General features: G+C 50.1%; 36 protein-coding genes and 3 tRNA genes. 17 read left to right on the forward strand and 22 right to left on the reverse strand.

The features are described from left to right. Position 1: 1 nt before the first annotated feature. The 9 genes from ACLHV9_RS14760 to ACLHV9_RS14800 form a co-directional block, all read right to left on the reverse strand. Positions 2–628 (reverse strand): glycoside hydrolase family 19 protein, encoded by a 627-nt coding sequence (locus tag ACLHV9_RS14760; protein WP_407220739.1) that lies wholly within the window; start codon positions 626–628, stop codon positions 2–4. Beyond that, the gene (locus ACLHV9_RS14765; protein WP_407220740.1) at positions 628–909 is read right to left on the reverse strand and encodes a phage holin family protein; all 282 of its coding nucleotides are present in this window, start codon (positions 907–909) and stop codon (positions 628–630) included. Before ACLHV9_RS14765 ends, ACLHV9_RS14760 begins: the two co-directional genes overlap by 1 nt. Then, positions 896–1,291 (reverse strand): phage holin family protein, encoded by a 396-nt coding sequence (locus ACLHV9_RS14770; protein WP_407220742.1) that lies wholly within the window; start codon positions 1,289–1,291, stop codon positions 896–898. The genes ACLHV9_RS14765 and ACLHV9_RS14770 overlap by 14 nt, the downstream gene beginning before the upstream one ends. A 644-nt stretch (positions 1,292–1,935) precedes the next feature. Then, a complete protein-coding gene (locus tag ACLHV9_RS14775) occupies positions 1,936–2,751 on the reverse strand; it encodes an antitermination protein (protein WP_407220744.1) in 816 nt (271 codons plus the stop codon). Beyond that, positions 2,748–3,059: a hypothetical protein gene (locus ACLHV9_RS14780; protein ID WP_001325077.1), complete on the reverse strand. Its 312-nt coding sequence runs from the start codon at positions 3,057–3,059 to the stop codon at positions 2,748–2,750. The genes ACLHV9_RS14775 and ACLHV9_RS14780 overlap by 4 nt, the downstream gene beginning before the upstream one ends. Position 3,060: 1 nt before the next feature. After that, a complete protein-coding gene (locus tag ACLHV9_RS14785; RefSeq protein WP_407220746.1) occupies positions 3,061–4,932 on the reverse strand; it encodes an AAA family ATPase in 1,872 nt (623 codons plus the stop codon). A 103-nt stretch (positions 4,933–5,035) separates the two neighbouring features. Then, positions 5,036–6,058, reverse strand: a complete 1,023-nt coding sequence (locus ACLHV9_RS14790; protein ID WP_407220748.1) for a hypothetical protein — start codon at positions 6,056–6,058, stop codon at positions 5,036–5,038. Then, positions 6,051–6,260, reverse strand: coding sequence for a DUF4222 domain-containing protein (locus ACLHV9_RS14795; protein ID WP_407220750.1), 210 nt, complete (start codon positions 6,258–6,260; stop codon positions 6,051–6,053). The genes ACLHV9_RS14790 and ACLHV9_RS14795 overlap by 8 nt, the downstream gene beginning before the upstream one ends. 1 nt (position 6,261) lies before the next feature. Beyond that, positions 6,262–6,474 carry a helix-turn-helix transcriptional regulator gene (locus ACLHV9_RS14800; RefSeq protein ID WP_058672939.1) on the reverse strand — a complete coding sequence of 71 codons (213 nt, stop codon included), beginning with the start codon at positions 6,472–6,474 and terminating at the stop codon, positions 6,262–6,264. A 108-nt stretch (positions 6,475–6,582) separates the two neighbouring features. On the opposite strand from ACLHV9_RS14800, the gene ACLHV9_RS14805 reads away from it, so the two are divergent. After that, on the forward strand, positions 6,583–7,248 hold the full coding sequence (locus ACLHV9_RS14805; protein ID WP_058672940.1) for a LexA family protein: 666 nt from the start codon (positions 6,583–6,585) through the stop codon (positions 7,246–7,248). 290 nt (positions 7,249–7,538) lie between these two features. Here the strand turns inward: ACLHV9_RS14805 and ACLHV9_RS14810 are convergent, their stop codons facing one another. After that, a complete protein-coding gene (locus ACLHV9_RS14810) occupies positions 7,539–7,766 on the reverse strand; it encodes a hypothetical protein (protein WP_407220752.1) in 228 nt (75 codons plus the stop codon). Next, positions 7,748–8,728, reverse strand: coding sequence for an IS5-like element ISKpn26 family transposase (locus tag ACLHV9_RS14815; protein WP_407220155.1), 981 nt, complete (start codon positions 8,726–8,728; stop codon positions 7,748–7,750). Before ACLHV9_RS14815 ends, ACLHV9_RS14810 begins: the two co-directional genes overlap by 19 nt. On the opposite strand from ACLHV9_RS14815, the gene ACLHV9_RS14820 reads away from it, so the two are divergent. The 15 genes from ACLHV9_RS14820 (at position 8,727) to ACLHV9_RS14890 (ending at position 14,908) form a co-directional block, all read left to right on the forward strand. Next, positions 8,727–8,858 (forward strand): hypothetical protein, encoded by a 132-nt coding sequence (locus tag ACLHV9_RS14820; protein ID WP_407220754.1) that lies wholly within the window; start codon positions 8,727–8,729, stop codon positions 8,856–8,858. The two genes, ACLHV9_RS14815 and ACLHV9_RS14820, sit on opposite strands and share 2 nt — an antisense overlap. Further along, a complete protein-coding gene (locus tag ACLHV9_RS14825) occupies positions 8,858–9,076 on the forward strand; it encodes a hypothetical protein (protein WP_088728345.1) in 219 nt (72 codons plus the stop codon). The genes ACLHV9_RS14820 and ACLHV9_RS14825 overlap by 1 nt, the downstream gene beginning before the upstream one ends. A gap of 61 nt (positions 9,077–9,137) precedes the next feature. Further along, positions 9,138–9,524 (forward strand): helix-turn-helix transcriptional regulator, encoded by a 387-nt coding sequence (locus ACLHV9_RS14830; protein ID WP_407220755.1) that lies wholly within the window; start codon positions 9,138–9,140, stop codon positions 9,522–9,524. A gap of 106 nt (positions 9,525–9,630) precedes the next feature. After that, a complete protein-coding gene (locus ACLHV9_RS14835; protein ID WP_006811079.1) occupies positions 9,631–9,855 on the forward strand; it encodes a hypothetical protein in 225 nt (74 codons plus the stop codon). Next, positions 9,848–10,240, forward strand: coding sequence for a hypothetical protein (locus tag ACLHV9_RS14840; protein WP_407220757.1), 393 nt, complete (start codon positions 9,848–9,850; stop codon positions 10,238–10,240). The genes ACLHV9_RS14835 and ACLHV9_RS14840 overlap by 8 nt, the downstream gene beginning before the upstream one ends. 189 nt (positions 10,241–10,429) lie before the next feature. Next, a complete protein-coding gene (locus tag ACLHV9_RS14845) occupies positions 10,430–10,852 on the forward strand; it encodes a hypothetical protein (protein ID WP_407220758.1) in 423 nt (140 codons plus the stop codon). Beyond that, positions 10,852–11,070, forward strand: coding sequence for a hypothetical protein (locus ACLHV9_RS14850; RefSeq protein WP_407220759.1), 219 nt, complete (start codon positions 10,852–10,854; stop codon positions 11,068–11,070). Before ACLHV9_RS14845 ends, ACLHV9_RS14850 begins: the two co-directional genes overlap by 1 nt. A gap of 1 nt (position 11,071) precedes the next feature. After that, positions 11,072–11,935: an ORF6N domain-containing protein gene (locus ACLHV9_RS14855; RefSeq protein ID WP_407220761.1), complete on the forward strand. Its 864-nt coding sequence runs from the start codon at positions 11,072–11,074 to the stop codon at positions 11,933–11,935. Continuing rightward, positions 11,932–12,342, forward strand: a complete 411-nt coding sequence (locus ACLHV9_RS14860) for a Lar family restriction alleviation protein (protein ID WP_407220762.1) — start codon at positions 11,932–11,934, stop codon at positions 12,340–12,342. The genes ACLHV9_RS14855 and ACLHV9_RS14860 overlap by 4 nt, the downstream gene beginning before the upstream one ends. After that, positions 12,332–12,754 carry a hypothetical protein gene (locus ACLHV9_RS14865; protein ID WP_407220763.1) on the forward strand — a complete coding sequence of 141 codons (423 nt, stop codon included), beginning with the start codon at positions 12,332–12,334 and terminating at the stop codon, positions 12,752–12,754. Before ACLHV9_RS14860 ends, ACLHV9_RS14865 begins: the two co-directional genes overlap by 11 nt. Further along, a complete protein-coding gene (locus ACLHV9_RS14870; RefSeq protein ID WP_407220764.1) occupies positions 12,751–13,107 on the forward strand; it encodes a hypothetical protein in 357 nt (118 codons plus the stop codon). Before ACLHV9_RS14865 ends, ACLHV9_RS14870 begins: the two co-directional genes overlap by 4 nt. Beyond that, positions 13,100–13,432: a hypothetical protein gene (locus ACLHV9_RS14875; protein WP_407220765.1), complete on the forward strand. Its 333-nt coding sequence runs from the start codon at positions 13,100–13,102 to the stop codon at positions 13,430–13,432. Before ACLHV9_RS14870 ends, ACLHV9_RS14875 begins: the two co-directional genes overlap by 8 nt. After that, positions 13,425–13,661, forward strand: coding sequence for a hypothetical protein (locus ACLHV9_RS14880; protein WP_407220766.1), 237 nt, complete (start codon positions 13,425–13,427; stop codon positions 13,659–13,661). Before ACLHV9_RS14875 ends, ACLHV9_RS14880 begins: the two co-directional genes overlap by 8 nt. 9 nt (positions 13,662–13,670) lie before the next feature. Then, on the forward strand, positions 13,671–13,898 hold the full coding sequence (locus ACLHV9_RS14885) for a DUF4224 domain-containing protein (RefSeq protein WP_045407390.1): 228 nt from the start codon (positions 13,671–13,673) through the stop codon (positions 13,896–13,898). After that, complete coding sequence (locus tag ACLHV9_RS14890) at positions 13,898–14,908, forward strand: tyrosine-type recombinase/integrase (protein WP_407220768.1); 1,011 nt, start codon at positions 13,898–13,900, stop codon at positions 14,906–14,908. The genes ACLHV9_RS14885 and ACLHV9_RS14890 overlap by 1 nt, the downstream gene beginning before the upstream one ends. Positions 14,909–15,015: 107 nt before the next feature. Here the strand turns inward: ACLHV9_RS14890 and ACLHV9_RS14895 are convergent. The 6 genes from ACLHV9_RS14895 to uvrY form a co-directional block, all read right to left on the reverse strand. Continuing rightward, positions 15,016–15,102 (reverse strand) — tRNA-Leu (locus tag ACLHV9_RS14895). 11 nt (positions 15,103–15,113) lie between these two features. Then, a tRNA-Cys gene (locus tag ACLHV9_RS14900) sits at positions 15,114–15,187 on the reverse strand. Positions 15,188–15,233: 46 nt separating this feature from the next. Next, positions 15,234–15,309 (reverse strand) — tRNA-Gly (locus ACLHV9_RS14905). Positions 15,310–15,461: 152 nt separating this feature from the next. Beyond that, positions 15,462–16,010: a CDP-diacylglycerol--glycerol-3-phosphate 3-phosphatidyltransferase gene (pgsA, locus tag ACLHV9_RS14910; RefSeq protein WP_028019572.1), complete on the reverse strand. Its 549-nt coding sequence runs from the start codon at positions 16,008–16,010 to the stop codon at positions 15,462–15,464. A 56-nt stretch (positions 16,011–16,066) separates the two neighbouring features. After that, on the reverse strand, positions 16,067–17,899 hold the full coding sequence (uvrC, locus tag ACLHV9_RS14915) for an excinuclease ABC subunit UvrC (protein WP_028019573.1): 1,833 nt from the start codon (positions 17,897–17,899) through the stop codon (positions 16,067–16,069). Continuing rightward, a complete protein-coding gene (gene uvrY / locus ACLHV9_RS14920; RefSeq protein WP_028019574.1) occupies positions 17,896–18,552 on the reverse strand; it encodes a UvrY/SirA/GacA family response regulator transcription factor in 657 nt (218 codons plus the stop codon). Before uvrY ends, uvrC begins: the two co-directional genes overlap by 4 nt. A 466-nt stretch (positions 18,553–19,018) precedes the next feature. On the opposite strand from uvrY, the gene ACLHV9_RS14925 reads away from it, so the two are divergent. Beyond that, complete coding sequence (locus ACLHV9_RS14925) at positions 19,019–19,243, forward strand: DUF2594 family protein (RefSeq protein ID WP_014832453.1); 225 nt, start codon at positions 19,019–19,021, stop codon at positions 19,241–19,243. Positions 19,244–19,309: 66 nt separating this feature from the next. Here ACLHV9_RS14925 and sdiA read toward each other — a convergent pair whose 3' ends face one another. The 5 genes from sdiA to tcyJ form a co-directional block, all read right to left on the reverse strand. After that, on the reverse strand, positions 19,310–20,032 hold the full coding sequence (sdiA, locus tag ACLHV9_RS14930) for a transcriptional regulator SdiA (protein WP_028019575.1): 723 nt from the start codon (positions 20,030–20,032) through the stop codon (positions 19,310–19,312). A 221-nt stretch (positions 20,033–20,253) separates the two neighbouring features. Further along, positions 20,254–21,006: an L-cystine ABC transporter ATP-binding protein TcyN gene (gene tcyN, locus ACLHV9_RS14935; protein ID WP_023312288.1), complete on the reverse strand. Its 753-nt coding sequence runs from the start codon at positions 21,004–21,006 to the stop codon at positions 20,254–20,256. Next, positions 21,003–21,671, reverse strand: a complete 669-nt coding sequence (gene tcyL, locus ACLHV9_RS14940) for a cystine ABC transporter permease (RefSeq protein WP_407220770.1) — start codon at positions 21,669–21,671, stop codon at positions 21,003–21,005. The genes tcyN and tcyL overlap by 4 nt, the downstream gene beginning before the upstream one ends. Before the next feature lie 21 nt (positions 21,672–21,692). Further along, on the reverse strand, positions 21,693–22,679 hold the full coding sequence (gene dcyD, locus ACLHV9_RS14945; RefSeq protein ID WP_407220771.1) for a D-cysteine desulfhydrase: 987 nt from the start codon (positions 22,677–22,679) through the stop codon (positions 21,693–21,695). Between the two features lie 107 nt (positions 22,680–22,786). Further along, positions 22,787–23,587 carry a cystine ABC transporter substrate-binding protein gene (gene tcyJ, locus ACLHV9_RS14950; protein ID WP_028019578.1) on the reverse strand — a complete coding sequence of 267 codons (801 nt, stop codon included), beginning with the start codon at positions 23,585–23,587 and terminating at the stop codon, positions 22,787–22,789. Positions 23,588–23,634: the final 47 nt, after the last annotated feature.

Consider the following 23,634-nt stretch of genomic DNA (forward strand, 5'->3'; position numbering starts at 1 on the left):
CTCACACCAGTACCGTTTTGGCCTGGCCGAAGCGAGCGCGACGATCTTCAAGTCCGTTCGTTCCGCCGTTGATAATCTTCGTCACCTGCAGCAGGTTATCTGAATAGTTCAGGCATCCCTTAGTAGCGAAGAACCATGCAGCGCTTCTGGCTGCATAAATGGGCTCAGCTAACAGCTCAGGCTGCTGAACCAGATCAACCTTCAGGGCATTGCCGCAGTCACGGTAGTTATCCAGGAACGTGATGCCGATAAGCCCACGCCCACGATATAACCAGCCGTCGCCGGGTGCATTGTTCCCCATGCGTTTGCTGTATACCAGGTTAGCGATAGCTCGCTGCCGTTCAATGGGTAATGTTCGTTCTTCAGGGCGGCGTCCAAGCGCGTTTGCCTGATCAGTAGTGATGCGGCCTGCTCGGATGAAGTTAACAAGGCCAGCAATGCGATAGTTGAAGCTCTCCACCAGCAGAGTGAACCCAGCTGATTCATGCCCTACCTGAGCAATGAACATTGCCTGATCTACCGGATTGGTGATGCCAAACTCTTTCATCGCATCACTGACTGGCTGAAACCAGCGCGCAGCTAACTCGGCGCTTAGCCCAGCCGCCTTTTGAAATTGTGATTGGTTCATTAGTGCCTCAGTGCATCAACCAGGCGCGCCACGTTTCCCCGAGCCCAGAGAACGGCAGCACAGATCATGACATTGACCAGCACCACGAACCAGTGCGATTCATGGTACAGGCCGAACAGGTAACGGAAAGGGACGCTGGCGTATACCAGCACCGTGAAATAAGCCATCAGCGATATCAGAGGGCGATGTCTCGCCCCGCCACGCTGGTAGAACATCAGTGCAATAACGATAACAGCAGAGATAATTGCGTTTGCCATCGCACTCGGATCACTTGTTACCATTGCTGGCCCCTCCACCACGTAAACGCGAGAGAATTCCATACAGGCTACCCAAATCCTGACTGTTGACGAACGTCAGCAGCTTAATAGCAATAGCGGCTACGATTACCGCGCCCAGCGCATCAAGTGGCCTGTCGCTATACCCCGTCCATTTGGAGAAGTAAGAGCCAAGCAGTGGAGCGCCGATAACGCCGAAGATGAATGAGGTGATGAAGTAGCCCACCAGCTTAAGGCGACTGATATTAACCGCCGTAGCGACGTAGAACACCGCACCAGCGAATGCGCCAAACACCACACCGTAATCTATGCCGGTTGCCAGGCCGAACATGCTGGCCCCCATCAGACCACCAGCCGCTACTGTCGTGCCAGAAACAGGATCGGACATCTAGTCCCCCTCTTATTGCCGTGAATCCTCTCAGTGATGAGGGGAATAAAAAAAGCCCGCTTTTGAAGGCGGGCTAATGAGTGACTATTAGTAAGTAAGGTAGGTAGTCGTGAGTCTTGCTAACTGACCTGAGTGAGACAGTATCGGGCTGGTTCACAACGATTCAGGAGAACCATCAGGCAATTACCTTCAACACACATTTCAAGCGTAGCAGCAGTTTGCAAATTCATAAAAAAAGGCCTGCTTTTTACGGCAGGCTCTCAAGGAATTTGAAACTGTATTGTTGTTGTCATGGTGCCGGGTGCCTCCCGGTGACTCTACCCCAGTCAGCAAAGCCGCGCGCATACCTGCAGATAGCAGTTGACTGGAACGCCCTTTCGCTTAGAAAGGATTCACCACAATAATAAGTTACGACTAATCCATTCTAGCGGTCAATACATCATCGCCATGAGTCCTCTCAGAACGAGGGGAAACAAAAAAGGCCACCCATTGGCAGCCTTAGAAAAGCAAAAACCCCGCCGAGGCAGGGTTTCAATGATTAATTTCGTTTGGACGGTATCTTCCACGATTAGAAGCATACAGGACAGTTTTATGCAAAGTCAACACTAACGTGCAAAAAAGTGTCGCCATTTGTTCCGATCATATTAATAAGTTGTTGCCTTATCGAATTCTACTGCCGCGTGACGCTCCCACTGGCGCAGCGTGTCCACCAGCATTTCATAAAAGGGTTTCCAGTTGCGTGACCATGAGGACTGATGGAGGTCCGGGAGACGCTTCAGAATGGCACGGTGTACCGTCGCCGAGGAGATTGCAGAGAAGCCATTACCAGAGCAACGTTCACACGTTTTGAAAACCGGTGCGCCACGTTCTTTGGTCGCTTTGCGGTCCAACACTTCGCCTTTACCGCCGCAACGACAACGGGCGCTGATCGTTCCCTTGCCTTCGCAAGCATCACAGACCGCCGGCACAACCTCTTTTACCTCCGTCCACTGCTCCCAGTCAGACGGTCGAACAGCACGAGAACGGCAGGCCCAGTATGGAGCTTTACCCCATGGGTACGAAACCTTGCGGGTAATCTGCTCGCGGGTTGTTCGTCCGGTACCACTGCAACTGTGACACGTCACGCTGGTAGCCGCAGAACGGGAGTAATCAGCAAAGGCAAACTGCGCCAGCGTCAACATGCATGCTCCGAGCTTGTCGCCAGCGGCTTTGCGGACATTTTTAGGAGCGTTTTTGATAGCAACCTGCGCCAGCGCCTGAACTGCGAGCTGTTCATCTGTTTTGCTGATGCCGGACTTGCCGAAGAAAGCAGCTAGACCAAAGCGCGCACGGCTGCTGGTGGTACCAATGGCCGCCATAACATCGGTGCCGGTGATACGATCCGGAGAGGTTCCTTTCACGTCGTCGCTGATGTGCACACCCTGAGGGCTAAAGTGTTTTAGTGATGCTTCCAACTTCATTGAATGGTTTCCCCCTTTTCAGCAGTGCCAAACCAGCCAGGGTGCGCCCACTGGACATCAGTCACTTTATCGCCGTTACCCCACAGCGTCAGAACACGCATAGCAACGTAGTGCATAAGGATTTTTTCATGCTCTCGCCACTCATCATCAGGAGTGTCTTCAACAAATTCAGCGATGGCGTCAGCAATAAGACCGAAACACTCAGGAAAATCACTATGACCGATTGCGATGTCTTTTGCCGTTTCCTGAAGCTCCATAAAACGCTGCTTGGTAAAGAGATACGACATTTCTCTAATTAGGCGATCCATTTTAATACCTCGTTGCGTTGGTGGCTTCCCACTCAATATCAAGTTCACTTTGCTGTTTGCCGGCCAAGTAATTGAAGGGCCCTTTATCACCCTCGATAAACTGGTGTGAGCGGGAATCAAAGTTAGCCCCTATGTCTCCGATCCAGCCTTCCCCTTCACGTTGTTTCAACAGGCGGATCATCGAAGCGGGCATTTGGATAGCAGTCTGTTCGTCCTTATCAAGGCTCTCATACCCCATTCTTTCAGCTTTGCGCTGCGCCAGTTCGCGCGGGATATTACGCCAGACGGCCATAACGTTGTCGGGCATGTCAGTTAAAGCGCCAGTGCCTTTAACATCCATTTTCCCTGTTGGTGCAGCTTCGTTTGTTTTTCTGGCATGCGTTACCAGCAGAACATGGCAGTTGTGCTCGTTTTTAAAGTCGCAGAGGGTATCGATAAATTCTTTTTGTCCACCGTAGTCCTCTTCATCGAGTCCACATTTTGCCAAGTTGTCGATAACGAAAAGATCGATTCCATAGCGGCGTCTGGCATAGGCAAATATTTCCAGCAGGCGATCGGCCTTGGCTGTTCCGGTGAGTTTGAACACCCAAAGACGATCAGAAAACCACTCGTTAGTCATGATGATTTCAGTACGTTCTGGGTTTTTTCTACAAATGGTTTGCCGGGTAAGACGAGCCAACATTTTCCCAGGCTTAAGCTCCAGCGAGGCAATGCATACCCGGACTCCCTGGCTCATGGCATTGACGGCGATATGTCCCACCAGCTCGGTTTTTCCGTGGCCGTTTACTCCGTTAACCAGCGTCAGCTCTCCGGCGCGGAATTTGAAATTACTGTTCAGCGAATCCCACGGGCTGGAAAATAACCCAACATCTCGATGTTCGAATGCATCCAGTGTTTCCTGAAGGAGATCACCCGCAGAACAGAGTTCATCAGGGTCAAAGAATTTAGCGGTCCCTAAGTATTGCCAGATTTCATCCTCGCTCACCCCGGCAGTTAGGCATTCGTTGATATCTTTGTGCGGCAGCTCTACCAGGCGGCAACGATGCTCACCCAGACGGCGAGCAATTTCTTTTGCGGCTTCCCGCCCAACATCATCGTTATCGAGGCTTAACCAAATTTCTTCGAATCGGTCGAGGTTGTGATACTCGTATTCGATCCACTGCTGTTTGGCACCTTTTCCCCCGCCGAACGGTACCGATAGAGCACTGATACCGAATTGCGAGTAGGTCATACAGTCAATCTCTCCTTCGCAAAGCACAACAGCTCGGGCTTTCGCGTCCATAGCCTGCCAGCCAAACAGACATGGTTCGCAATCCGCCTCAGCCATGATCAACTTTTTGCCATTTGGTCGTTCAGTGCCGATTCGCTTTACCTGCAACAGCTCGCCATTGCGAAGATACGGAAACGCTACTGCCGGAATTTCGCGGTTTTCATCGTGGTACCAGACAACTGCATCCGAAACACGGAATTGATCGGCTGTCTCCCGGGTGATACCACGGGAAGCCAGGTAGTCGTAGCAATGACTCGCCTTTTTAACGCCTTTTTTGGTTGGGCGAGAGAAGGTCTTCTTCTTTGCCTCAAAGTGGTTATCGTCGTCCTTCAGCCCAAGGAACTCTTTCGCTTCTCGCATTGCATCGTGCAGTTGGCAATTACGCACCAGCACCCAGAGATCCAGCAGGTCACCACTGTCTCCGCTGGCAAAGTCAGCCCATGATTTTTTACCGCCGATATTGACCTTGAGGCTTTTGCCTGAGTCACCGTTCGTATTGCCAGCACACCACTCTTTCCCCTCCAGATGTCCTTTCGGAAGGAGAAATTTAGCGACGCGCTCGGCGTTATCCCATAGTTTTTCTGAAAGTTCAGCAGGGGTCATCAGACACTCCGTAAATCAAATTTTATAAAGCACCACGTCACGAATCCCTCGCGCAGAAAGCCACAGTTATAACCAGCAACCAGGACACGCTTGAGGGTTGTTTTCATGGGCGGTTAGCTCCACGTTTCATGCGGTCAATTGCGGCCTGACTGATAAATACCTCAGCCGAACCGTCATTGGGTTTGGCGTACCAGGACGCTCCTGCCCCACCAACGGCGTTTGTGCCTGCAGATATCTGAGGGGCTACCTGTGGCTTTTCGTCGTTCCAGCGCTCACCGTTCAGGTATGAGGCTGGAAGGAGCTTGTCGAAGCCCATTTGCTGCGCCTTTGCTCGGACGCGGATATCTTCTGCCAGCATTACGGCGAAGCTATCCGGAGTACCTCGGTTTGTTTTTTTCCATTCGCGGTATTTGGTTTTAAAGGCGGACCGGGCCTTTACCTTGGCATCCTTCCTCAAACCTGCGTCCCAAAAAATATTTTCGAAAGCGGCATCGATTGGATCCGGGACTCCAGCACCTTCGGAGTCTGAATCAGGTTTTCCCTGTGCAGGTTGACCTTTCAACTCGTCAGGTTTATCGCCATCGGTCCGATTAGAATCGGACAAATTAGTTTGATCTTGTTCTTTCTCCTGCTCCTGTTCCTGCTCTTGGCTTGCAAGCCCCTTTAAAGCCCCTTCATTTACATCCGGGATCTGGAGCTCACTACTACGGGGACAAGTCATATTGAACTGCTTCGAATATTTCTCGTAAAACTCTGAAAGAAATAGGTTATCCGATACTTTGTTGTATTCGTTCTGTACTCCAGTACAGCGCTTGTCTCCGGGTTTCAGTGCCTCGCCGATTTGATGCGTTGCCATTTCGATGACCCACACCATCTCAGAATGCTCGTCGTACTTACAAAACCCGGCTTTAATGGCGCTATTAAGCCCCTTCTTAGCCCCTTCCATGCTTAATCCAGTCTCATGGGACAGGAATGCAAGGGGCATGTAATAAAGACCGATCATATTGGCGTGCGGACTGGTAAGCAGGTACAACGCCACAAGCTGAGACTCTGGCCCAGCCTGACGCAGCTCTTTGCCTGTTCTGCCAATCCAGAAGTGAGGAGACACCTTTCCGTAATCACGCATTTTGCGCCTCCGAGACCTTCGTAAAATATTGTTGGAACTTCCAGACAGGCTGCATGCATTCATGCGGATAATTCTGCCTGGTGAAGTACACCTGCTGCTTATCCCGACTCCAACCGGTGACATGCACAATCACACCGCGCGGATCGCGATAATCGATATCCAATGGCTTAACTTGGCTTTCGGTAGTGATCGAGTGCGACATGTCATCCCCCCGAGGCTGGAGGAAAAATATCTTCAATGGACAATTTTTTCCCATTTTTGCTTAATGCCTCTACCAACTGATGGCATGTTTTAATATCAGGAGTTCGCCTACCAGTTTCGTAATGACCAATAGAACTAATCGTTTGACCAATTTCATCAGCCAACCCCTTCTGGGTAAGATGAAGCGACTGTCTTAATTTTCTAAGGTTGTTCATGATTCCTCCTTGCAGGAGAATCAAATGTACATTATGTAGTTTACACAATCAAACAAATTGTACATATTGTGCATTGAGGAATACTACACAAGGTGTATCATTTAGGTCATGAAAAAACACTGGAACGAACTGGCAAAAACCAGACTAGCTGCGCTTGGTATGACACAAGCAGAACTCTCTGAGAGGATGGGTGTAACTCAGGGTGCGATGGGGCATTGGCTCAATGGTCGGAGAAGTCCATCATTAGCAGAAATTGGAGCCATATTTCAAATACTCGGAATATCTGGCGCTTCTATAAATCCAGATGGGACGTTTACTGTCGCTGAAGATCTAACTCTACCACCGGTAAAGCAGCAGTATGAGTACCCGCTTTTCACAACCGTACAAGCTGGTCAATTTACCGACGTAGGGACTTTTACCGAGCGTGATGCACTACAGTGGATTCCTACCACAAGTAAAGCTGGGCCGGACTCGTTTTGGCTTGAGGTAAGCGGGCATTCCATGACAGCTCCGCCAGGAACCAGACCAAGCTTTCCAGAGGGGATGCTGATTCTAGTGGATCCATCAGAGGATGTTGAGCCAGGAGACTTTTGTGTTGCTGGCATCCATAATGATTCGGAGGTGACTTTTAAACGTTTCGTTCGAGAAGATGGACAGCCGTGGCTGGAACCACTAAACCCAAACCCTAGATATCAAAGCATCCCTTGCAACGAGAACTGCAGGATCATTGGCAGGGTAGTCAAAGCCCAATGGCCAGAAGATACTTTCGATTAACCCACTTTTCCTACTGAAGACCGCAATTGATGCGGTCTTTTTTTTGCTCTACAGCAAACTCACATACACCATGTAATTTATTTTCTCTTAATATTCATACACTTTGTACAATTTCAGAAAAATAATGTACATTGCGTATAGACACATTCATGTACGTTTTGTAGTATTCATTCAACGGCAAATAACGGAGCCATGAAATGAATATAGAAACGCTTATATCAGAAAACGGTAAGATCCATCAATTAGCCATGGATATTGATCGTGTCATAAACACACTCGAATACGCAGAATCAGACCCTGATGTTGCTTACAAGCCTGCAGCACTCATTAAAATTTGCATAAATCAACTTAAGGAAGGTGCGAATAAGCAGGTCATTTCTTCCCAAGCTGACTCGCTGATTAAAATTTCGCGGATCTGGGCCGATTTTTTTCCCGCAAACACATCGAATCAGCCTATTTAGGCTATTTTTTCCACCATTTCTGGCGTTATTTCCGGTTTTTACTGAGATCTCTCCCACTGACGTATCATTTGGTCCACCCGAAACAGGTTGGCCAGGGTGAATAACATCGCCAGTTGGTTATCGTTTTTCAGCAGCCCCTTGTATCTGGCTTTCACGAAGCCGAACTGCCGCTTGATGATGCGAAACGGGTGCTCCACCCTGGCACGGATGCTGGCTTTCATGTATTCGATGTTGATGGCCGTTTTGTTCTTGCGCGGATGCTGCTTCAAGGTTTTTACCTTGCCGGGACGCTCGGCGATCAGCCAGTCCACATCCACCTCGGCCAGCTCCTCGCGCTGTGGCGCTCCCTGGTAGCCGGCATCGGCTGAGACAAATTGCTCCTCTCCATGAAGCAGATTACCCAGCTGATTGAGGTCATGCTCGTTGGCCGCGGTGGTGACCAGGCTGTGGGTCAGGCCACTCTTGGCATCGACACCAATGTGGGCCTTCATGCCAAAGTGCCACTGATTGCCTTTCTTGGTCTGATGCATCTCCGGATCGCGTTGCTGCTCTTTGTTCTTGGTAGAGTTGGGTGCCTCAATGATGGTGGCATCCACCAAAGTGCCTTGGGTCATCATGACGCCTGCTTCGGCCAGCCAGCGATTGATGGTCTTGAACAATTGACGGGCCAGTTGATGCTGCTCGAGCAGGTGGCGGAAATTCATGATGGTGGTGCGATCCGGCAGGGCGCTATCCAGGGATAATCGGGCAAACAGGCGCATGGAGGCGATTTCGTACAGGGCATCTTCCATGGCACCGTCGCTCAGGTTGTACCAATGCTGCATGCAGTGAATACGCAGCATGGTCTCCAGCGGATAGGGCCGTCGGCCATTGCCCGCCTTGGGATAAAACGGCTCGATGACAGCGGTCATATTCTGCCATGGCAGAATCTGCTCCATGCGGGAGAGGAAAATCTCTTTTCGGGTCTGACGGCGCTTAGTGCTGAATTCACTATCGGCGAAGGTGAGTTGATGGCTCATGATGTCCCTCTGGGATGCGCTCCGGATGAATATGATGATCTCATATCAGGAACTTGTTCGCACCTTCCTTAAACAAAATCTCTCCACGTTAAGCAATGATATTGGTCATGACTGGCCGGAGAACAAATAATGAATAACGAAACTGTGAGTTTGAATAAGGAAGAAACCAGCAAAACGATTCTAAGCTGGTCACATGATGTGCGGTGCTGTGAACGTTCGTTATGGATTCTTTTGGAACAAATGACCAGCATTGAAGAAGAAAGAGAACATGCTCTAATTACTTTAGTCGCCCAAACACTGGATAAACTAAACAAGAGCATCGCTGACTTCGACACCTATAAACTGTAAATAAAAATGAATTAATAAACACCTTTTTGGGTGGGTACAAACTCACCCTGAGGAAATGAAAATGCAAAATTCCGTCGCAATTAATCAGCCGATTAAAACGCCTCAAATGCTGTTCGGATCTGACAACATTAATGACTTTGGCAACCGCGTACAAAGCTGCCGGATGGAAGGTGATTCAATGCAGCCGACCATAGAACCATGTGAGGTTGTGGCTTTCGTTGATTGCGGTGGACGTGCGCTTACCCCTGGCATTTATGTTTATACGATGGAGGTATTTGGTCGTCCTTGCCTTTTTATTAAGAGATTAGAGCCATTGGTTTGTGGTTCATTAAAAATTATTTCGGACAACCATCATTACGAAACTTTCACCCTTAATACCGATGAACAGAAAGAAATCAAAATTCACGGTCGGGTGGTCGCTTCTTTGGCTGTGAGGCGCTTCGTATGACTTTCATCTTGGATAAAACGGCATACAGAACAGCATGCCTTTATGCGGCCTGTGGGTACGAGGTAATCGCTCGGCTTTATCTTAAAAAAGCATATGGACGGTAATTATGAGCTTATTAAAAAGGCAAGACATTCAGGTTGTGAATATCAAAGCCGAGCAACTGGCTGGTTTATCGCAAACATTATTTGAATATCACGACAAACTGGACCATTTCCAACTTAAAACTATTTGCTCTCTTGTTTATGACATTGCTGGAGAAATTCATGATTGGACCGAAAAAGAAGAGGAAATTGTTATGAGCTTAGAGGAGGAGGCTCGCCGCAATGGATAAATTAATCGAGACATATCGCCGCCGAATTTTAAAAGCAGCGTTATTACGCCACCAGCGTAAAACAGGCAGTAACTGCCTTGTTATTAAGCTCAATAAAGGCGGCATTAACACGGTCGAGTTAACAGAGATTCTTCTTGATGGATTATTGAGGAAATTCGAAAGGCTTGCGATCAGTGAGTACGGGAATGTCGAAGGCGTAAAAGCTATTAAGGGAATTTACAGCAGCGCTGTTGATGTAAATGGTAGCGGTGAATTCCTGACAGAAAGCGGGAAAGATTTAATCGACGAGCTTATTTCTGAGCTGGTGGAGTTTGTCAAAAAACAAAAGGTGGAAGCTCAGAACATGGAGGCGGCTGATGGCACTGACAGCGATACGAATTCCTGAGTGGGTTCACCTCAAAGCAGCACACGTTTTAAGCCAGTTCAGGGCAAGGCGCATTCACCCCTGCCGTATGCACGGGTCCGGGAATTTGAGCCTCAAGGTTAATCACCGCTGGCGGCTACTCTCCCGCGATGGCGGAAAAAACTGGGAAGTGATGTCACACGAACGCTATAGCAAAGTTAAGGATCGGAAATGAACGATAAACGCACCATAAGTTCGATTGACCTAGCGTTACAGAAACACGATACGCCAGTTGGTCCACTGTTCGTGGCAGTACGCCACGGGCGCACTAAAAAATGCTTCACCCGCGACACAGCGATCCGGTATCTGGCGTTCTTCATGACTTCAGAAGCATTTGAGCGCTCCGGATTCGAGCAGCGTCACCCGGATGTGCAGGCAGTCCATCCTCTTAAGCCAGAACTTAACTGCTGGCAGCGGGGCGGCGTAACCCATAAGTATTTCATCGCCCACCAGCGTTGTGTTCGCCGTCTTCGTCGCATCCTGGAACGTAAACGCGAAGCACGCAAGTGGCTCGGAAAGTGGGACGCCATGCATGACCGATTCGTGAAAGAGCAGGCAGAACTACAGGCCAGCAAACCAGAGGGGTTGCGCTGATGACAAAGAGACGTAGCAGCAAAACTCGACAAGGGCTATGTGGGCTGACGCTGGCGCAAGGGCACCGGCTGACACGGGAGCCGGTTCGCGAAAATGCGCAATGTGAGCAGTTTGTATCGCAGTTCAGTACCGGGGACGGCAACGTACTGATGCCACTGAATCGCAGTATGCGCCGTTACGCAAAACACATCGGGATCGAATTGAAGAAGGATAAGTAACATGGCAATGAAAACTGAATTAACACCAGTAGCGGCTCGTGACTTGCAGATCATCGAGTATCGCGGTCAACGGGTTGTGACTACTGAGCAGTTGGCAGCGGGATATGGTACGGATGAGGTAAACATCCGTAAAAACCTGTCACGCAATCTGGAACGGTTCGAAGAGGGTAAGCATTACTTCCTTCTGACTGGATCAGAGCTAAAGGGATTTAAGAACCTAGTACCTGAAAGTCACTTGGTTAATAAACATACAAGCCAGCTGATTCTCTGGACCGAACGCGGCGCGGCTCGCATGTCAAAAGTCGTCGATACCGATCAGGCATGGGGATATCACGAAGACCTGGTGGAATTTTACTTTACTCAGCGTGATGCCATCGCGGCACCGTCAACACAGGTGGCTCTCAGCCGTAAGCAGCTGGCGATGATGGTTATCGAGGCCGAAGAGCGAGCCGAAGCCACTGCGCTGGAAAATAAAACGCTAAGCGTGACGGTTGAGAATCTGGAGAAGCACTTTACCAAAGGAATGACTCTGCCTGCGTTCGGCAAGGCGCTCAATGGTGTTAACACCAGCAAAATTACCTGGTGGGCATATCAGCGCGGCTGGATTTACAACGAACAACCAGATCCAGAGAAAGAACCGCGTTGGCGCGTTAAATCTTATGCCCGTGACAAATACCTTACTGAGCAGGACATACAGATTAAGGACGTGGGCAAAGAGCCATTCACTAAAAAGAAAATCGTTCTACTGCAGAAAGGCACCCATCGGATTTATCAGCTCTACCTCAAAGGTGAGTTGCCGATGAAAACCACCTGGAACGGCGAGTTCAGCCACGACAAAGCGATTTATACGCCGGAGGAAAAATGATTCAGAAAATTGACTACACCGTGACATTTATGGGTGATTACCCCTGCGGTGTCCGCCATCCGCTTACAGTAAAAACAAACTCCTTTGATGTGTCAGGTGCTATTTGTGCTGCAACTGAATCTATCGTTGATGACCGTATCGAGGCAACCAACTTGGTGCTGATCTCCGTTGTCCCTGATTCGTACCCTCCGGCCACAGACAATGTGAACAGCGACGGATTGCTCAAGCCCTGTCCATTCTGCGGCAACCCAAACGTGAGCCTGGTCGAAACCCTGCCTGAAGATGGTGACGAAAATATGTACCTCGTTAACTGTGGCTGTTGCAACGCTTCCCAGTTGCCTGACAGCAAACAGCGAGCCATCCATGACTGGAACCAGCGTGACATGGAGAGCAGCAGTGGAAAATAACGCATTCGTACCGGCTGGCTCTATCGAGTCGGCCCACCAGCAAGCTCTGACATGGGTATGCGATGCGTATCTGTTTTATCTGGTCAGCCTGCACCGCCGCCCGGTTTATCGCCACCAGTTCGGTGATATTTCGCTTAATCAGCCAGCATTACAGGGATTCATCGATTCGTATCTGGAAGACAAAGGCTGGGATATGGAAAAACGCCGGGCCCATTACATCAACATTCTGGACCTTATCAAATATATGCATCGCAGCAATTCGGACTTCATCGACTGGGGAACGGTGCCATCACTAACACCTCGCGGGCTGCGCTGGATGAATGCCTGTTTTTCAAGACTGGGAGAAATGGTTAATGCCTGTGGTGGTTGGGATTACGTTGAAACATTGGCAGACAGGAAGGTGAACGGATGAAAGCTGAATCCATTGATGTTAACCAACTGGTAACCATAAGCGACCACCTGCAGGCGCTGGTCACGGCTGAAGATGTCATTGCCAGTATCAGTTCACAGCTTGAAAACGTTATCGATAACGAATACGGCTGGCGGCACAGGGCAAATGTAGCTCTTGTTAAGTGGCAGAACACACGGAAACGCATTACTGCCCGCCTGGCCGTACTGCGTCAACTGGAGCGAGAGAAAAATATTGAGCGTCAAAAATCGCGGGATGCATTGCTCATCAGAGCTCTGAGAAATGAGGTGTCAGCTGAAGTTTTTCGCCGCTGCTGTGAGTCTGTGGAAAGGGAAATGGAGGTGTGTTATGACTGAATCGAATCTGTTTGAGCTGGTTCAATTGATTAAATCTGCTGCCGGTGATCCATCGGCAATGACAGATGCTATCTGGGAGGCTGGTTATCGCCAGCCTGAACGGACTGCCGAGGAAGCCGCGCAGATAACTATCGACACGTTCTTCTACTGCAACTCCTACGATATGCCCACGGAATTCTGGCCGCGCAATTATGACAGCGTTCTCCAGAATGAACTGATGAAAGCAGTTATCGGTGAGGATGGAGAGCTTGACGGCGCTGATGCGGCAACCATCGCTAAAAACGTAATCAGTGCGGGATTCAGCAAGGAGGCGGCCAATGGGTGAAATGGTTGACATAAACGACGAGCTGGTTCGCTCAGTCGTCACCGTTGACGATGGACGGGACTATACCGAACAGCTGGTCTGGAGGATGGGAAACCGCAGAGATATGCGCAATGGCGTTTCAGTACCGATCCCTCCAGCGCCAAAGGTTTCAGCAGTGCGAGTTGAAGCGAAGAAAAAGCCCCGGAAACGGGGTTGTCGGGTAGTTCAGAAAGCGATTGGTTCGGTGTGAGGTGGAAGTATGAACAACGAAACAGACATTATCTCTGACGCTGACATTGAAAAGTTGACCGGTTATAAAATTCCTTCAAAGCAATGCGAAAGCTTGCGTGATGCCGGGATATTTTTTATAACCAGGCGCGATGGACGCCCTCGCACAACGTGGGCTCATTTCAACAATCCGCTTTCTCACCGACAGAAAGCTATTGATGCTAACGGGCCTCAGCCTAACTTTGGAGCTCTTGACTAATGCCACGCGCACGTAAAAACAAAGACGACGCCTGGATGCCTCCGAGGGTTTACCTCGGACGTTCAGCCTATGAGTACCACCCAAAAGGAGGCGGAAATATCCGCCTTTGTGATAAGACCTGTACACAGGCGCAGGTCTGGACGGCATGGGAAGCACTGATTAATGACAGGCCGGATGAATCGACACTTTCTGGACTGGTTGATAAATTTTTCCAGTCGGGAGATTTTTTCGAACTGGCCGCTGAAACACAGAAGGATTACCGCAAATACTCCAAAAAGATAATCGATGTTTTCGGGCAGATGCCACCAGACAGCATTAAGCCTGAACACGTGCGTAAATATCTCGATAAGCGTGGCGTAAAGAGTCGCACCCAGGCCAACCGGGAAAAGGCATTTATGTCACGCGTCTATCGTTGGGCTTACGAACGAGGCTATGCCAAGGGAAACCCCACTAAAGGCGTTAAGCAATTTAAAGAGAATGGCCGGGATCGCTATATCACGCACGATGAGTACAACGCCTTATACAGCGTTTCGCCTGATGTCGTACGTGTCGCTATGGAGCTGGCATATCTGTGCTGCGCCCGTCAAAACGATGTACTTGAGATGAAGAAAAGCCAGTTGATGGCTGAAGGAATACTGATTAAGCAGAGCAAAACAGCTGTCGCGCAGATAAAAGCATGGTCAGTCAGGTTGAAGGCAGCAATTGAACTTGCTAAAGCCCTCCCCCTCAACGAAGGCATGAGTAGCCTGTTTGTTCTTCATCAACCATCAGGCCACAAATACACCAGGGATGGCTTCAACAGCCGATGGAGAAAAGCAAAAGAAGAAGCGCGGGTCAAATACCCACATTTGAGTTTTGACTTCACATTTCATGACCTGAAAGCGAAAGGTATCTCAGACCTGCAAGGGAACATTTACGAGAAACAAGCTATCTCTGGACATAAAAACGTGGAGCAAACAGCACGGTATGATCGCAAAATTGCTGTAGTTCCGGTCGTCGGCGGTCAATAAAATATTATGAAGTGATATTATGAAACAGCAGATTTCGGGCATAAAAAAACCACCCGTAGGTGGTTTATACGACACTGCTTATCATTGATTTTATTCTACTTTTCCCATGGTAGCCGGAGTGGGACTTGAACCCACACAGCGCGAACGCCGAGGGATTTTAAATCCCTTGTGTCTACCGATTCCACCATCCGGCCAGGGAAGAAAGTGGAGGCGCGTTCCGGAGTCGAACCGGACTAGACGGATTTGCAATCCGCTACATAACCGCTTTGCTAACGCGCCGTTAAATCTTTCAAACTGACACCCGCTACTGCGCATGTCTTTAATCTGGAGCGGGAAACGAGACTCGAACTCGCGACCCCGACCTTGGCAAGGTCGTGCTCTACCAACTGAGCTATTCCCGCATGTCATCAAGTTAACTTCTAACCACTTGATTTCATTATCGTCCGGCTTGCTGTGCCGCCGTTCGATGCGTTGCATTCTACTGATATGACGTTATGAGTCAACGTTATTTTTTGCATCCCCGGATCGTTTGCTGAAAATTACGGCGAAACGATCACTGATCAAGCAAATCCCCGCGGGCAGCGTTTAAATATTGCAGCATTGACCACAGCGTCAGCACTGCCGCAACCCACAGCAGACCAATCCCCGCCCACTCAACCCAGGCGTTCGGACGCCAGAGCATCCAGACCAGCGCAGCCATTTGCGCAGTCGTTTTCACTTTACCGATCCAGGAGACAGCCACACTGCTGCGTTTACCCAGTTCAGCCATCCACTCACGCAGTGCAGAGATAATAATTTCACGGCCGATCATCGTCGCCGCAGGCAGCGTCACCCACCAGGTATGATAATGCTCGGCCACCAGCACCATCGCGATAGCGACCATCACTTTATCAGCAACGGGATCGAGAAAGGCACCAAAACGGGTACTTTGATTCCAGCGACGTGCCAGGTAGCCGTCAAACCAGTCGGTGACTGCTGCAATCAGGAAGATCAATGCACAGGCGAAAGGTGCCCAGACAACCGGCAGGTAAAACGCCAGTACAAAGAACGGAATAAGCACGACACGAAAGAGAGTGAGCAACGTAGGGATATTAAATTGCATAATGACGGTAACTGTTTGTTGTCAGTAAAATTTAGCTCTATGTTGCTACAGAGCCCTCAATGTTTCAACGAGTAGTAGATCTTTTCTGCCAGCCCTTGCGAAATACCCGGCACTTTTGCAATTTCCTCCATGCTGGCGTTGAGTAATCCTTGCAATCCACCCATATATTTCAGCAGCATCTGACGACGTTTTGGCCCCACGCCTTCAATCGTTTCCAGGGTACTGGTATTTTTTACCTTTGCCCGTTTTTTACGATGACCGCTGATAGCATGATCGTGTGATTCATCGCGAATATGCTGAATGACATGCAACGCCGGGGAGTCCGGCGGCAGGCTGAACCCCTCACCTTCCGGCTCGAAGAAAAGCGTTTCCAGACCAGCCTTGCGATCGGCCCCTTTTGCGACACCCAGCAGCAGCGGATGGTTTTTATCCCAACTGACATCAAGCGATTCAAATACCGCTTTCGCCTGGCCGAGCTGCCCTTTCCCACCGTCAATCAGGATCACATCCGGGATTTTGCTCTCTTCAATCGCTTTACCATAGCGACGGCGCAGCACCTGATTCATGGCCGCATAATCATCACCTGGCGTTATTCCGGTTATGTTATAGCGGCGATACTCGGCGCGCAGTGGGCCATTGGCATCAAACACCACACAGGACGCTACCGTCTGTTCACCCATCGTATGGCTGATGTCGAAACACTCCATACGTTTCACTTCCGGCAGCTTCAGCAGCGTCGCCAGGGCGGTTAAGCGCTGGCTCACCGTAGATTGCTGAGATAGCTTCGTCGTGAGCGCCGTCGCCGCGTTGGTTCGTGCCAGCTTCAGATAACGCGCGCGATCGCCACGCGGTTTGGTTTGTACGTTAACCCGACGACCGGCGAGTTCAGAAAGCGAATCTGCCAGCAGCGTTTTATCACCGAGGTTAAAATCAAGCAGGATCTCCGATGGCAGCGTGCGCATCTGGCTCCCCTGCAGATAGAACTGGCCGACAAAGGTTTCCACCACTTCACCCAGCTCGGTGCCGCCAGGCACTTTTGGGAAATAGCTGCGGCTGCCGAGCACTTTGCCCTGACGAATAAAGAGAACGTGCACACAGGCCATCCCGGCGTCAAAGGCCACGCCGATGACGTCGAGATCGTCACCAGTATTTGAGACAAACTGCTTCTCAGTGACTCTGCGCACCGCCTGGATCTGGTCGCGGATACGCGCTGCCTCTTCAAACTCGAGTGCGGCGCTGGCTTTTTCCATCCGTTCGATCAGCTGCGTTAATACCTGATCGTCCTTTCCAGCCAAAAACAGGCGCACATAATCAACCTGCTGAGCATACTCTTCTTCACTCACCAGCCCGGCAACGCAGGGCCCCAGACAACGCCCAATCTGGTACTGCAGGCACGGACGCGATCGGTTACGGTAGACGCTATTTTCACACTGGCGGATCGGGAAAATTTTCTGCAGCAGCGCCAGCGTCTCGCGAACGGCATAGCCGTTAGGAAACGGTCCAAAATATTCACCTTTCGCATGCTTTGCACCGCGGTGCATAGCAAGACGCGGATGGGTATCACCACTCAGAAAGATAAATGGATAGGATTTATCATCACGCAACAGGACGTTATAGCGCGGCTGGTAGAGCTTTATATAGTTGTGCTCAAGCAGCAGCGCTTCGGTTTCGGTATGCGTGACGGTGACATCAATGTTCTGAATGAGTGAGACCAATGCTTCGGTCTTACGGGAGGCAAGGTTGCTGCGGAAATAGCTGGAGAGGCGTTTTTTAAGATCTTTTGCCTTCCCCACATAGATAACCGTGCCGCCAGCGTCATACATGCGATAGACGCCAGGCTGGCTGGTTACGGTTTTCAGAAACGCTTTTGAATCGAACACATCGCTCACTGACTTAACAACGTCTCCGCATTACACAAACCATGTCGGATGGCCAGATGAGTCAGTTCGACATCACCATGAATGTTCAGTTTACTGAACATCCGATAACGATAGCTGTTCACCGTTTTCGGGCTGAGATTCAGTTGCTCCGAGATCTCATTCACCTTCTGACCTTTGGTGATCATCAGCATAATCTGCAATTCACGCTCAGACAAACTGGCGAACGGTGATTCGTTTTTCTCTGGCTCGATCTGACTTAGCGCCATCTGCTGAGCAATGTCGGAGGCGATGTAACGCTGTCCGGCAAACACAGAGCGGATAGCATTAACAACTTCTTGTGGTGCGGCACCTTTACTCAGGTAACCCGCAGCACCCGCCTGCATCACTTTCGCGGGCAGAGGATTTTCGGTATGCACGGTCAGCATGATGACTTTCGTATCGACGAAAGTCCGCGCAATTTTACGTGTTGCTTCGAGTCCACCGATACCGGGCATGTTCATATCCATCAGCACCACATCGGCCGAGTTTGTGCGGCACCATTTTACGGCATCTTCCCCACAGCACGCCTCACCGGCAACTTTAATACCTTTAATATCTTCAAGAATGCGTCGTATCCCTGCGCGCACCAGTTCGTGGTCATCAACAAGAAGGACGTTGATCAAAGGAAGTGTCTCCAGAATAGGGATAACGCTACTGAGTGATAATTTGGTTTATATTAACGGTTTTCCTCACAAGATTAAAACGTTAAAAAACTGGCTATTCGATTTTGCTCTCGTTTCTGGAAATTAGCCTGTACAGGCTCTGGAAAGCGGGTCCGTGCATTCAGGGCTTTTGCGGCTATTTTTAAGCATCTGTATTCAAATAGTTACAAAAAAATTGCAGAGATTCCCCACCAGAAAACAGCGTTCAAATTTTTGTAACAATAATTAACGGCAAGCGAACCGGACATAAACAATTAATAGCCACTGGCTGTCGCTCAGTTTACGGGCACGCTCTGTTTACGCAATTAAACATCTGCGTAAAAGTACGAAAAACAACCGCTGCATTTTTTGCTGCAGCTTGTGGTATACTCCGCCGCCTTGACTTTCGTCGTCGCGCTTTAGCGCCGTTTAATAATGAGGAAAATAAATGAGCACACCTGAATTTGCCACTGCGGAGAATAACCAGGAACTGGCACAGGAAGTAAACTGTCTGAAGGCGTTGCTAACACTGATGCTACAGGCGATGGGCCAGGCTGATGCCGGTCGTGTGATCATTAAAATGGAAAAACAAATCGCGCAGATGGAAGACCAGGCGGAATCAGCGGTATTTGCCAACACCGTTAAGCAAATCAAACAAGCCTACCGCCAGTAATAAAAAACGGCTGGATGCATTGCATTCAGCCGTTAGCTCGTCTGGCACGCAGAACGTAGAGTTTAATCAGATCAGTCCCGTTGCCGCCGCATAGCACGCAATCTGCGTCTTGTTTGGCGCGTTGAATTTCTTCTGCATATTCTTCTGATGGAAGTTAACGGTATTCTCCGAAATTGAAAGAATGATCGCTATTTCCGCTGACGTCTTCCCTTCCGCGGTCCATTTCAGAATTTCGCGCTCACGCTTGCTGAATTTCATTTCAGGCTGCATGACCATCTCATCTTCAAAACGGGTCAGCGTGGTTAAGGCCATTTGTACCAGCATCTGCAAGCGTAATTCTATTTCTTCGCTGGCTAAGGGTATTTCCAGCACACTAGTACGGGAAACCGACAGAAAACCGAGTGCGTGATTCGGCAGCATCAGACACTGCGTTATTCCTTTACGTAAACCGTGGTCTTGCGCGCTGTTCCATAATTCCTGAGCATCCGCAAATAATTCATCGGTCCAGGGTAAATGACCATGAATGAAATTCTCGGGTTTTAACACTGGATCAACCGTGAAATAGTTCGCAGATTGATATTGCGCCATCCACTGCTTTGGGTAAGTGGTATGCACTGCAATCTTAGGACGCGTAAATGGCACGGGATGACGCACACAGAGTGCGTAATAATCAAATTCAAGCGCCTGAGTTTGTCTCTGTAGTTCCTGATATACCTCGTCGGCACAGGTCAATTCCTGAAACCGGAGGGAGCAATCCCGTCGCCAGGTGAAAAAGTCTGAATCCTTCATACTTACTAAATGAAGCCTCTGAAAAGATAATCATTATTATGGTGAATATAAATTAACACATAAAACTTATTTCTAACTACAAAATATCGGCAATAGCACAATTAACTTTACTATTGATAAGGTTTATCCGAGCTGGATGGAATAAAAAAACATGGGATAAGACGATAAAGGAGAATAATTTGCCCCAGGCTAAATTCCTGGAGCAAATTAGTGCAAAAATGCTACTGCATGAGGAATTTTTCCAGGAACTGGCGAGTTCGCGGCTGCTGAGGGTTAGCAAACAGGCTTTTCGCCGGCCCCTGCTCCACAATTCGCCCTTGATCCATGAAGATGGCTCTGTCGGCAACATCGCGGGCAAAGCTCATTTCATGGGTCACGATAACCATCGTACGTTTTTCCTGAGCCAGTTGACGAATAGTGTTCAACACTTCCCCCACCAGCTCAGGGTCGAGTGCAGAGGTAGGCTCATCAAACAGGATCACGTCAGGACGCATGGCCAGCGCGCGCGCGATTGCCACGCGCTGCTGTTGCCCCCCTGACAAACGGCGCGGGTAGCTGGTCTCTTTACCCGCCAGCCCGACTTTGGCAAGCAGTTCACGCGCTCGAACTGTTGCTTCCTCTTTTGATTCCCCTTTCACAATTACCGGCCCTTCAATAATGTTTTCCAGCACAGTGCGGTGCGGGAAAAGATTGAAGTTCTGGAAAACGAAGCCAACATGCTGGCGCAAACGGCGAATTAACCCTTTCTGCTGACTGATGGATTTGCCGGTATCAATGGTTATATCACCGACACGGATGGTTCCACCTTCCGGCTGTTCAAGCAGGTTAATGCTGCGCAGCAGCGTCGTCTTTCCCGAACCACTCGGTCCGATAATTGCCACCACTTCCCCTTGCTCAACTTCCAGATCAATCCCGTGGAGCACCGTTTGACCGTGGAATTTTTTCACCAGGTTTTTGACGTCGATAGCACTCATTTTGGATCACGCTCCTGGCGGTTAAGCTGGTTTTCGAAGTAGTTTTGCAGGGCGGACAGCACCGTCGCCATCACCCAGTAAATCAGCGAGGCTGCCAGATACATCGTGAAGACTTCCAGCGTACGCGAGGTAATGAGCTGCGCCTGGCGGAACAGCTCCGGCACCTGAATCGTCGCCGCCAGAGAAGTATCTTTTACCAGGCTTATGAAGCTGTTGCTGAGTGGTGGAAGCGCGACTCTGGCAGCCTGCGGCAGAATGGCCCGGCGCAGCGTCTGCCATGGCGTCATCCCGATACTGGCGGCGGCTTCCCATTGTCCTTTGTCAATGGAGGAGATGGCCGCACGCAGCGTTTCTGAGGTATATGCCGCGGTATTGAGCGACAGGCCAATCATTGCCGCCGGAATCGGATCCAGCTCGATACCAAACTGCGGTAAACCGTAGTAAATCATAAAGAGCTGAGCGATAAGTGGCGTACCGCGAAACACAGAGATATAAAAACGCGCCAGACAACGCACCGGTAAAACCGGTGACATGCGCATTAAGGCCAGCACAAATCCCAGCACCAGCCCAAAGAACATCCCGCCAATACTGAGTTGTAACGTAAATACCGCACCTTTCAGCAGATACGGCAGCGAATCAATAACCAGTTGAATACTTTCTTGCATTATTATTTTTCGACCTGATTTTTAGACATGAGGATGGTAGGCAAACAGCGCGGGCGCGCCACCTGTATGGACAAATAAAATTGGCCCTTCATCCTTAAAGCGTTTCTGTGCAATGCCATCAATAAGCCCGGCCATCGCTTTACCGGTATAGACCGGATCAAGCAAAATACCCTCAAGGCGAGCCAGCAGCTTAACCGCTTCCATGCCCTCTTCGTTAGGCGTGCCATAATCCGGTGCAAAGTAGTCATCCCAGAGCACAATATCGGCCTTTGCCTTGAGCTCCAGTTGTTCTGCTACCGCCTGCTGCAAGGTGACCACTTTCGGTTTCTGGTCCGCGACGCTGCGGGATACCGTCACGCCAATCAGCTCGACGTCCGGCAGCAGTTGTTCGAGCCCCACCGCCAGCCCGGCATGCGTGCCCGCACTGCCTGAGGCCACCACGACGGATGAGAGGTTGACCGCGCCCTCGCACTGCTGAGCAATTTCCAGCGCGCTTTCCACATACCCCAGCGCACCCAGCGCGTTCGAGCCACCGACAGGAATAACGTAGGCACGAAAGCCCTGCGCTTCCAGACGTGTCGCCAGTTCATCAAGCTGTGCGGTCGGGTCGTTCAAGGCATCCACCATCTCAACCTGCACGTTAAAGAGATCTAACAGCAGACGGTTACCGTTGGTCAGATAGTTTTCTGCCCGCGTCCCAATCGGGTTTTCCAGTAAGGCCACGCAATGGAGCCCGAGTTTTGCTGCCACTGCCGCCGTCTGACGAACGTGGTTGGACTGAATAGCCCCGGCAGTAATGAGCGTATCCGCCCCTTCGCGCAGCGCATCAGCCGCCAGAAACTCCAGCTTGCGTAGTTTGTTGCCACCCATTGCCATTGGCGTCACGTCATCACGCTTAATAAAAATATCGCGTCCTAAATAATCAGAAAATCGCGGCAGATACTCCAGCGGAGTCGGTGCGCCGATAAACTCCAGGCGAGGAAAGCGCGTTAAATTCTGTAGTGACATGGGTTCTCCGGTAGCTCAGACAAAATGTGATATTTTTCATTATGCACGCAGACGCGTAAGAAATAAAAAAGGCGCTTTTAAAAGCGCCTTTTTTTAACGTCAGAAACTTATTTCGTGACGTCTGCCCCGAACCACTTCTCAGAGAGTGCTTTCAGACTTCCGTCTTTCTGCATATCAGCAATCGCGGTATCAATGGCTTTTACCAGGTCTTCGTTGCCTTTACGAACGGCCACACCTGACTCCTGACGAGAGAACGCATCACCCGCTACTGCCAGGGTATTATTGGTTTTCTTCACCAGATCCAGCGCCGCCAGGCGGTCAACCAAAATCGCGTCAATACGGCCCACGCGCAGGTCCTGGTATTTCGTCGGGTCATCATCATAGGTGCGGATATCCACGCCCTGAACGTTCTGGCGCAACCACTCTTCGTAGTTGGTTCCCAGACCCACACCGACTTTCTTCCCTTTCAGGTCAGCAGCGGTTTTGATGGTACCTTCGTTGCCTTTCTTCACCAGCGCCTGAATACCGGACACGGTGTACGGTGTGGAGAAGTCATACTTCTTCTTACGCTCGTCAGAAATGGTCACCTGGTTAATCACCACATCAATACGTTTAGAATCCAGCGACGCCAGCATACCGTCCCATTTGGTCGGTTTCAGGGACGCTTTAACGCCAAGGTGCTTCGCCAGTTCTTCTGCAAACTCCACTTCAAAACCGGTCAGCTTACCGTCATCGCCCTGGAAGCTGAACGGAGGATAGGTTCCTTCCAGCCCGACCAGCAGCGTACCGCGCTCTTTTACTTTATTCAGCAGGTTTTCTGCGGCGAACGTTTTCACGCTCATGCCCGCAACCAGCGCAACGGCCATAACACCCATCAGCGCCTGACGACCCAGAAGTGCAAATTTCATAAATACCCCGATATAGTGGAATTTTTACGTAGTGTAGAGAAATCGCC

This window comes from Enterobacter sp. CPE_E890, from assembly GCF_046521475.1.
Lineage (GTDB): Bacteria > Pseudomonadota > Gammaproteobacteria > Enterobacterales > Enterobacteriaceae > Enterobacter > Enterobacter adelaidei.

Coding starts and splice junctions, on each gene's coding strand:
- ACLHV9_RS14760 (WP_407220739.1), bottom strand. CDS start 628: ATGAACCAATCACAATTTCAAAAGGCGGCTGGGCTAAGCGCCGAGTTA.
- ACLHV9_RS14765 (WP_407220740.1), bottom strand. CDS start 909: ATGGTAACAAGTGATCCGAGTGCGATGGCAAACGCAATTATCTCTGCT.
- ACLHV9_RS14770 (WP_407220742.1), bottom strand. CDS start 1,291: ATGTCCGATCCTGTTTCTGGCACGACAGTAGCGGCTGGTGGTCTGATG.
- ACLHV9_RS14775 (WP_407220744.1), bottom strand. CDS start 2,751: ATGAAGTTGGAAGCATCACTAAAACACTTTAGCCCTCAGGGTGTGCAC.
- ACLHV9_RS14780 (WP_001325077.1), bottom strand. CDS start 3,059: ATGGATCGCCTAATTAGAGAAATGTCGTATCTCTTTACCAAGCAGCGT.
- ACLHV9_RS14785 (WP_407220746.1), bottom strand. CDS start 4,932: ATGACCCCTGCTGAACTTTCAGAAAAACTATGGGATAACGCCGAGCGC.
- ACLHV9_RS14790 (WP_407220748.1), bottom strand. CDS start 6,058: ATGCGTGATTACGGAAAGGTGTCTCCTCACTTCTGGATTGGCAGAACA.
- ACLHV9_RS14795 (WP_407220750.1), bottom strand. CDS start 6,260: ATGTCGCACTCGATCACTACCGAAAGCCAAGTTAAGCCATTGGATATC.
- ACLHV9_RS14800 (WP_058672939.1), bottom strand. CDS start 6,474: ATGAACAACCTTAGAAAATTAAGACAGTCGCTTCATCTTACCCAGAAG.
- ACLHV9_RS14805 (WP_058672940.1), top strand. CDS start 6,583: ATGAAAAAACACTGGAACGAACTGGCAAAAACCAGACTAGCTGCGCTT.
- ACLHV9_RS14820 (WP_407220754.1), top strand. CDS start 8,727: ATGATGTCCCTCTGGGATGCGCTCCGGATGAATATGATGATCTCATAT.
- ACLHV9_RS14815 (WP_407220155.1), bottom strand. CDS start 8,728: ATGAGCCATCAACTCACCTTCGCCGATAGTGAATTCAGCACTAAGCGC.
- ACLHV9_RS14825 (WP_088728345.1), top strand. CDS start 8,858: ATGAATAACGAAACTGTGAGTTTGAATAAGGAAGAAACCAGCAAAACG.
- ACLHV9_RS14830 (WP_407220755.1), top strand. CDS start 9,138: ATGCAAAATTCCGTCGCAATTAATCAGCCGATTAAAACGCCTCAAATG.
- ACLHV9_RS14835 (WP_006811079.1), top strand. CDS start 9,631: ATGAGCTTATTAAAAAGGCAAGACATTCAGGTTGTGAATATCAAAGCC.
- ACLHV9_RS14840 (WP_407220757.1), top strand. CDS start 9,848: ATGGATAAATTAATCGAGACATATCGCCGCCGAATTTTAAAAGCAGCG.
- ACLHV9_RS14845 (WP_407220758.1), top strand. CDS start 10,430: ATGAACGATAAACGCACCATAAGTTCGATTGACCTAGCGTTACAGAAA.
- ACLHV9_RS14850 (WP_407220759.1), top strand. CDS start 10,852: ATGACAAAGAGACGTAGCAGCAAAACTCGACAAGGGCTATGTGGGCTG.
- ACLHV9_RS14855 (WP_407220761.1), top strand. CDS start 11,072: ATGGCAATGAAAACTGAATTAACACCAGTAGCGGCTCGTGACTTGCAG.
- ACLHV9_RS14860 (WP_407220762.1), top strand. CDS start 11,932: ATGATTCAGAAAATTGACTACACCGTGACATTTATGGGTGATTACCCC.
- ACLHV9_RS14870 (WP_407220764.1), top strand. CDS start 12,751: ATGAAAGCTGAATCCATTGATGTTAACCAACTGGTAACCATAAGCGAC.
- ACLHV9_RS14875 (WP_407220765.1), top strand. CDS start 13,100: ATGACTGAATCGAATCTGTTTGAGCTGGTTCAATTGATTAAATCTGCT.
- ACLHV9_RS14880 (WP_407220766.1), top strand. CDS start 13,425: ATGGGTGAAATGGTTGACATAAACGACGAGCTGGTTCGCTCAGTCGTC.
- ACLHV9_RS14885 (WP_045407390.1), top strand. CDS start 13,671: ATGAACAACGAAACAGACATTATCTCTGACGCTGACATTGAAAAGTTG.
- ACLHV9_RS14890 (WP_407220768.1), top strand. CDS start 13,898: ATGCCACGCGCACGTAAAAACAAAGACGACGCCTGGATGCCTCCGAGG.
- pgsA (WP_028019572.1), bottom strand. CDS start 16,010: ATGCAATTTAATATCCCTACGTTGCTCACTCTCTTTCGTGTCGTGCTT.
- ACLHV9_RS14925 (WP_014832453.1), top strand. CDS start 19,019: ATGAGCACACCTGAATTTGCCACTGCGGAGAATAACCAGGAACTGGCA.
- sdiA (WP_028019575.1), bottom strand. CDS start 20,032: ATGAAGGATTCAGACTTTTTCACCTGGCGACGGGATTGCTCCCTCCGG.
- tcyN (WP_023312288.1), bottom strand. CDS start 21,006: ATGAGTGCTATCGACGTCAAAAACCTGGTGAAAAAATTCCACGGTCAA.
- tcyL (WP_407220770.1), bottom strand. CDS start 21,671: ATGCAAGAAAGTATTCAACTGGTTATTGATTCGCTGCCGTATCTGCTG.
- dcyD (WP_407220771.1), bottom strand. CDS start 22,679: ATGTCACTACAGAATTTAACGCGCTTTCCTCGCCTGGAGTTTATCGGC.
- tcyJ (WP_028019578.1), bottom strand. CDS start 23,587: ATGAAATTTGCACTTCTGGGTCGTCAGGCGCTGATGGGTGTTATGGCC.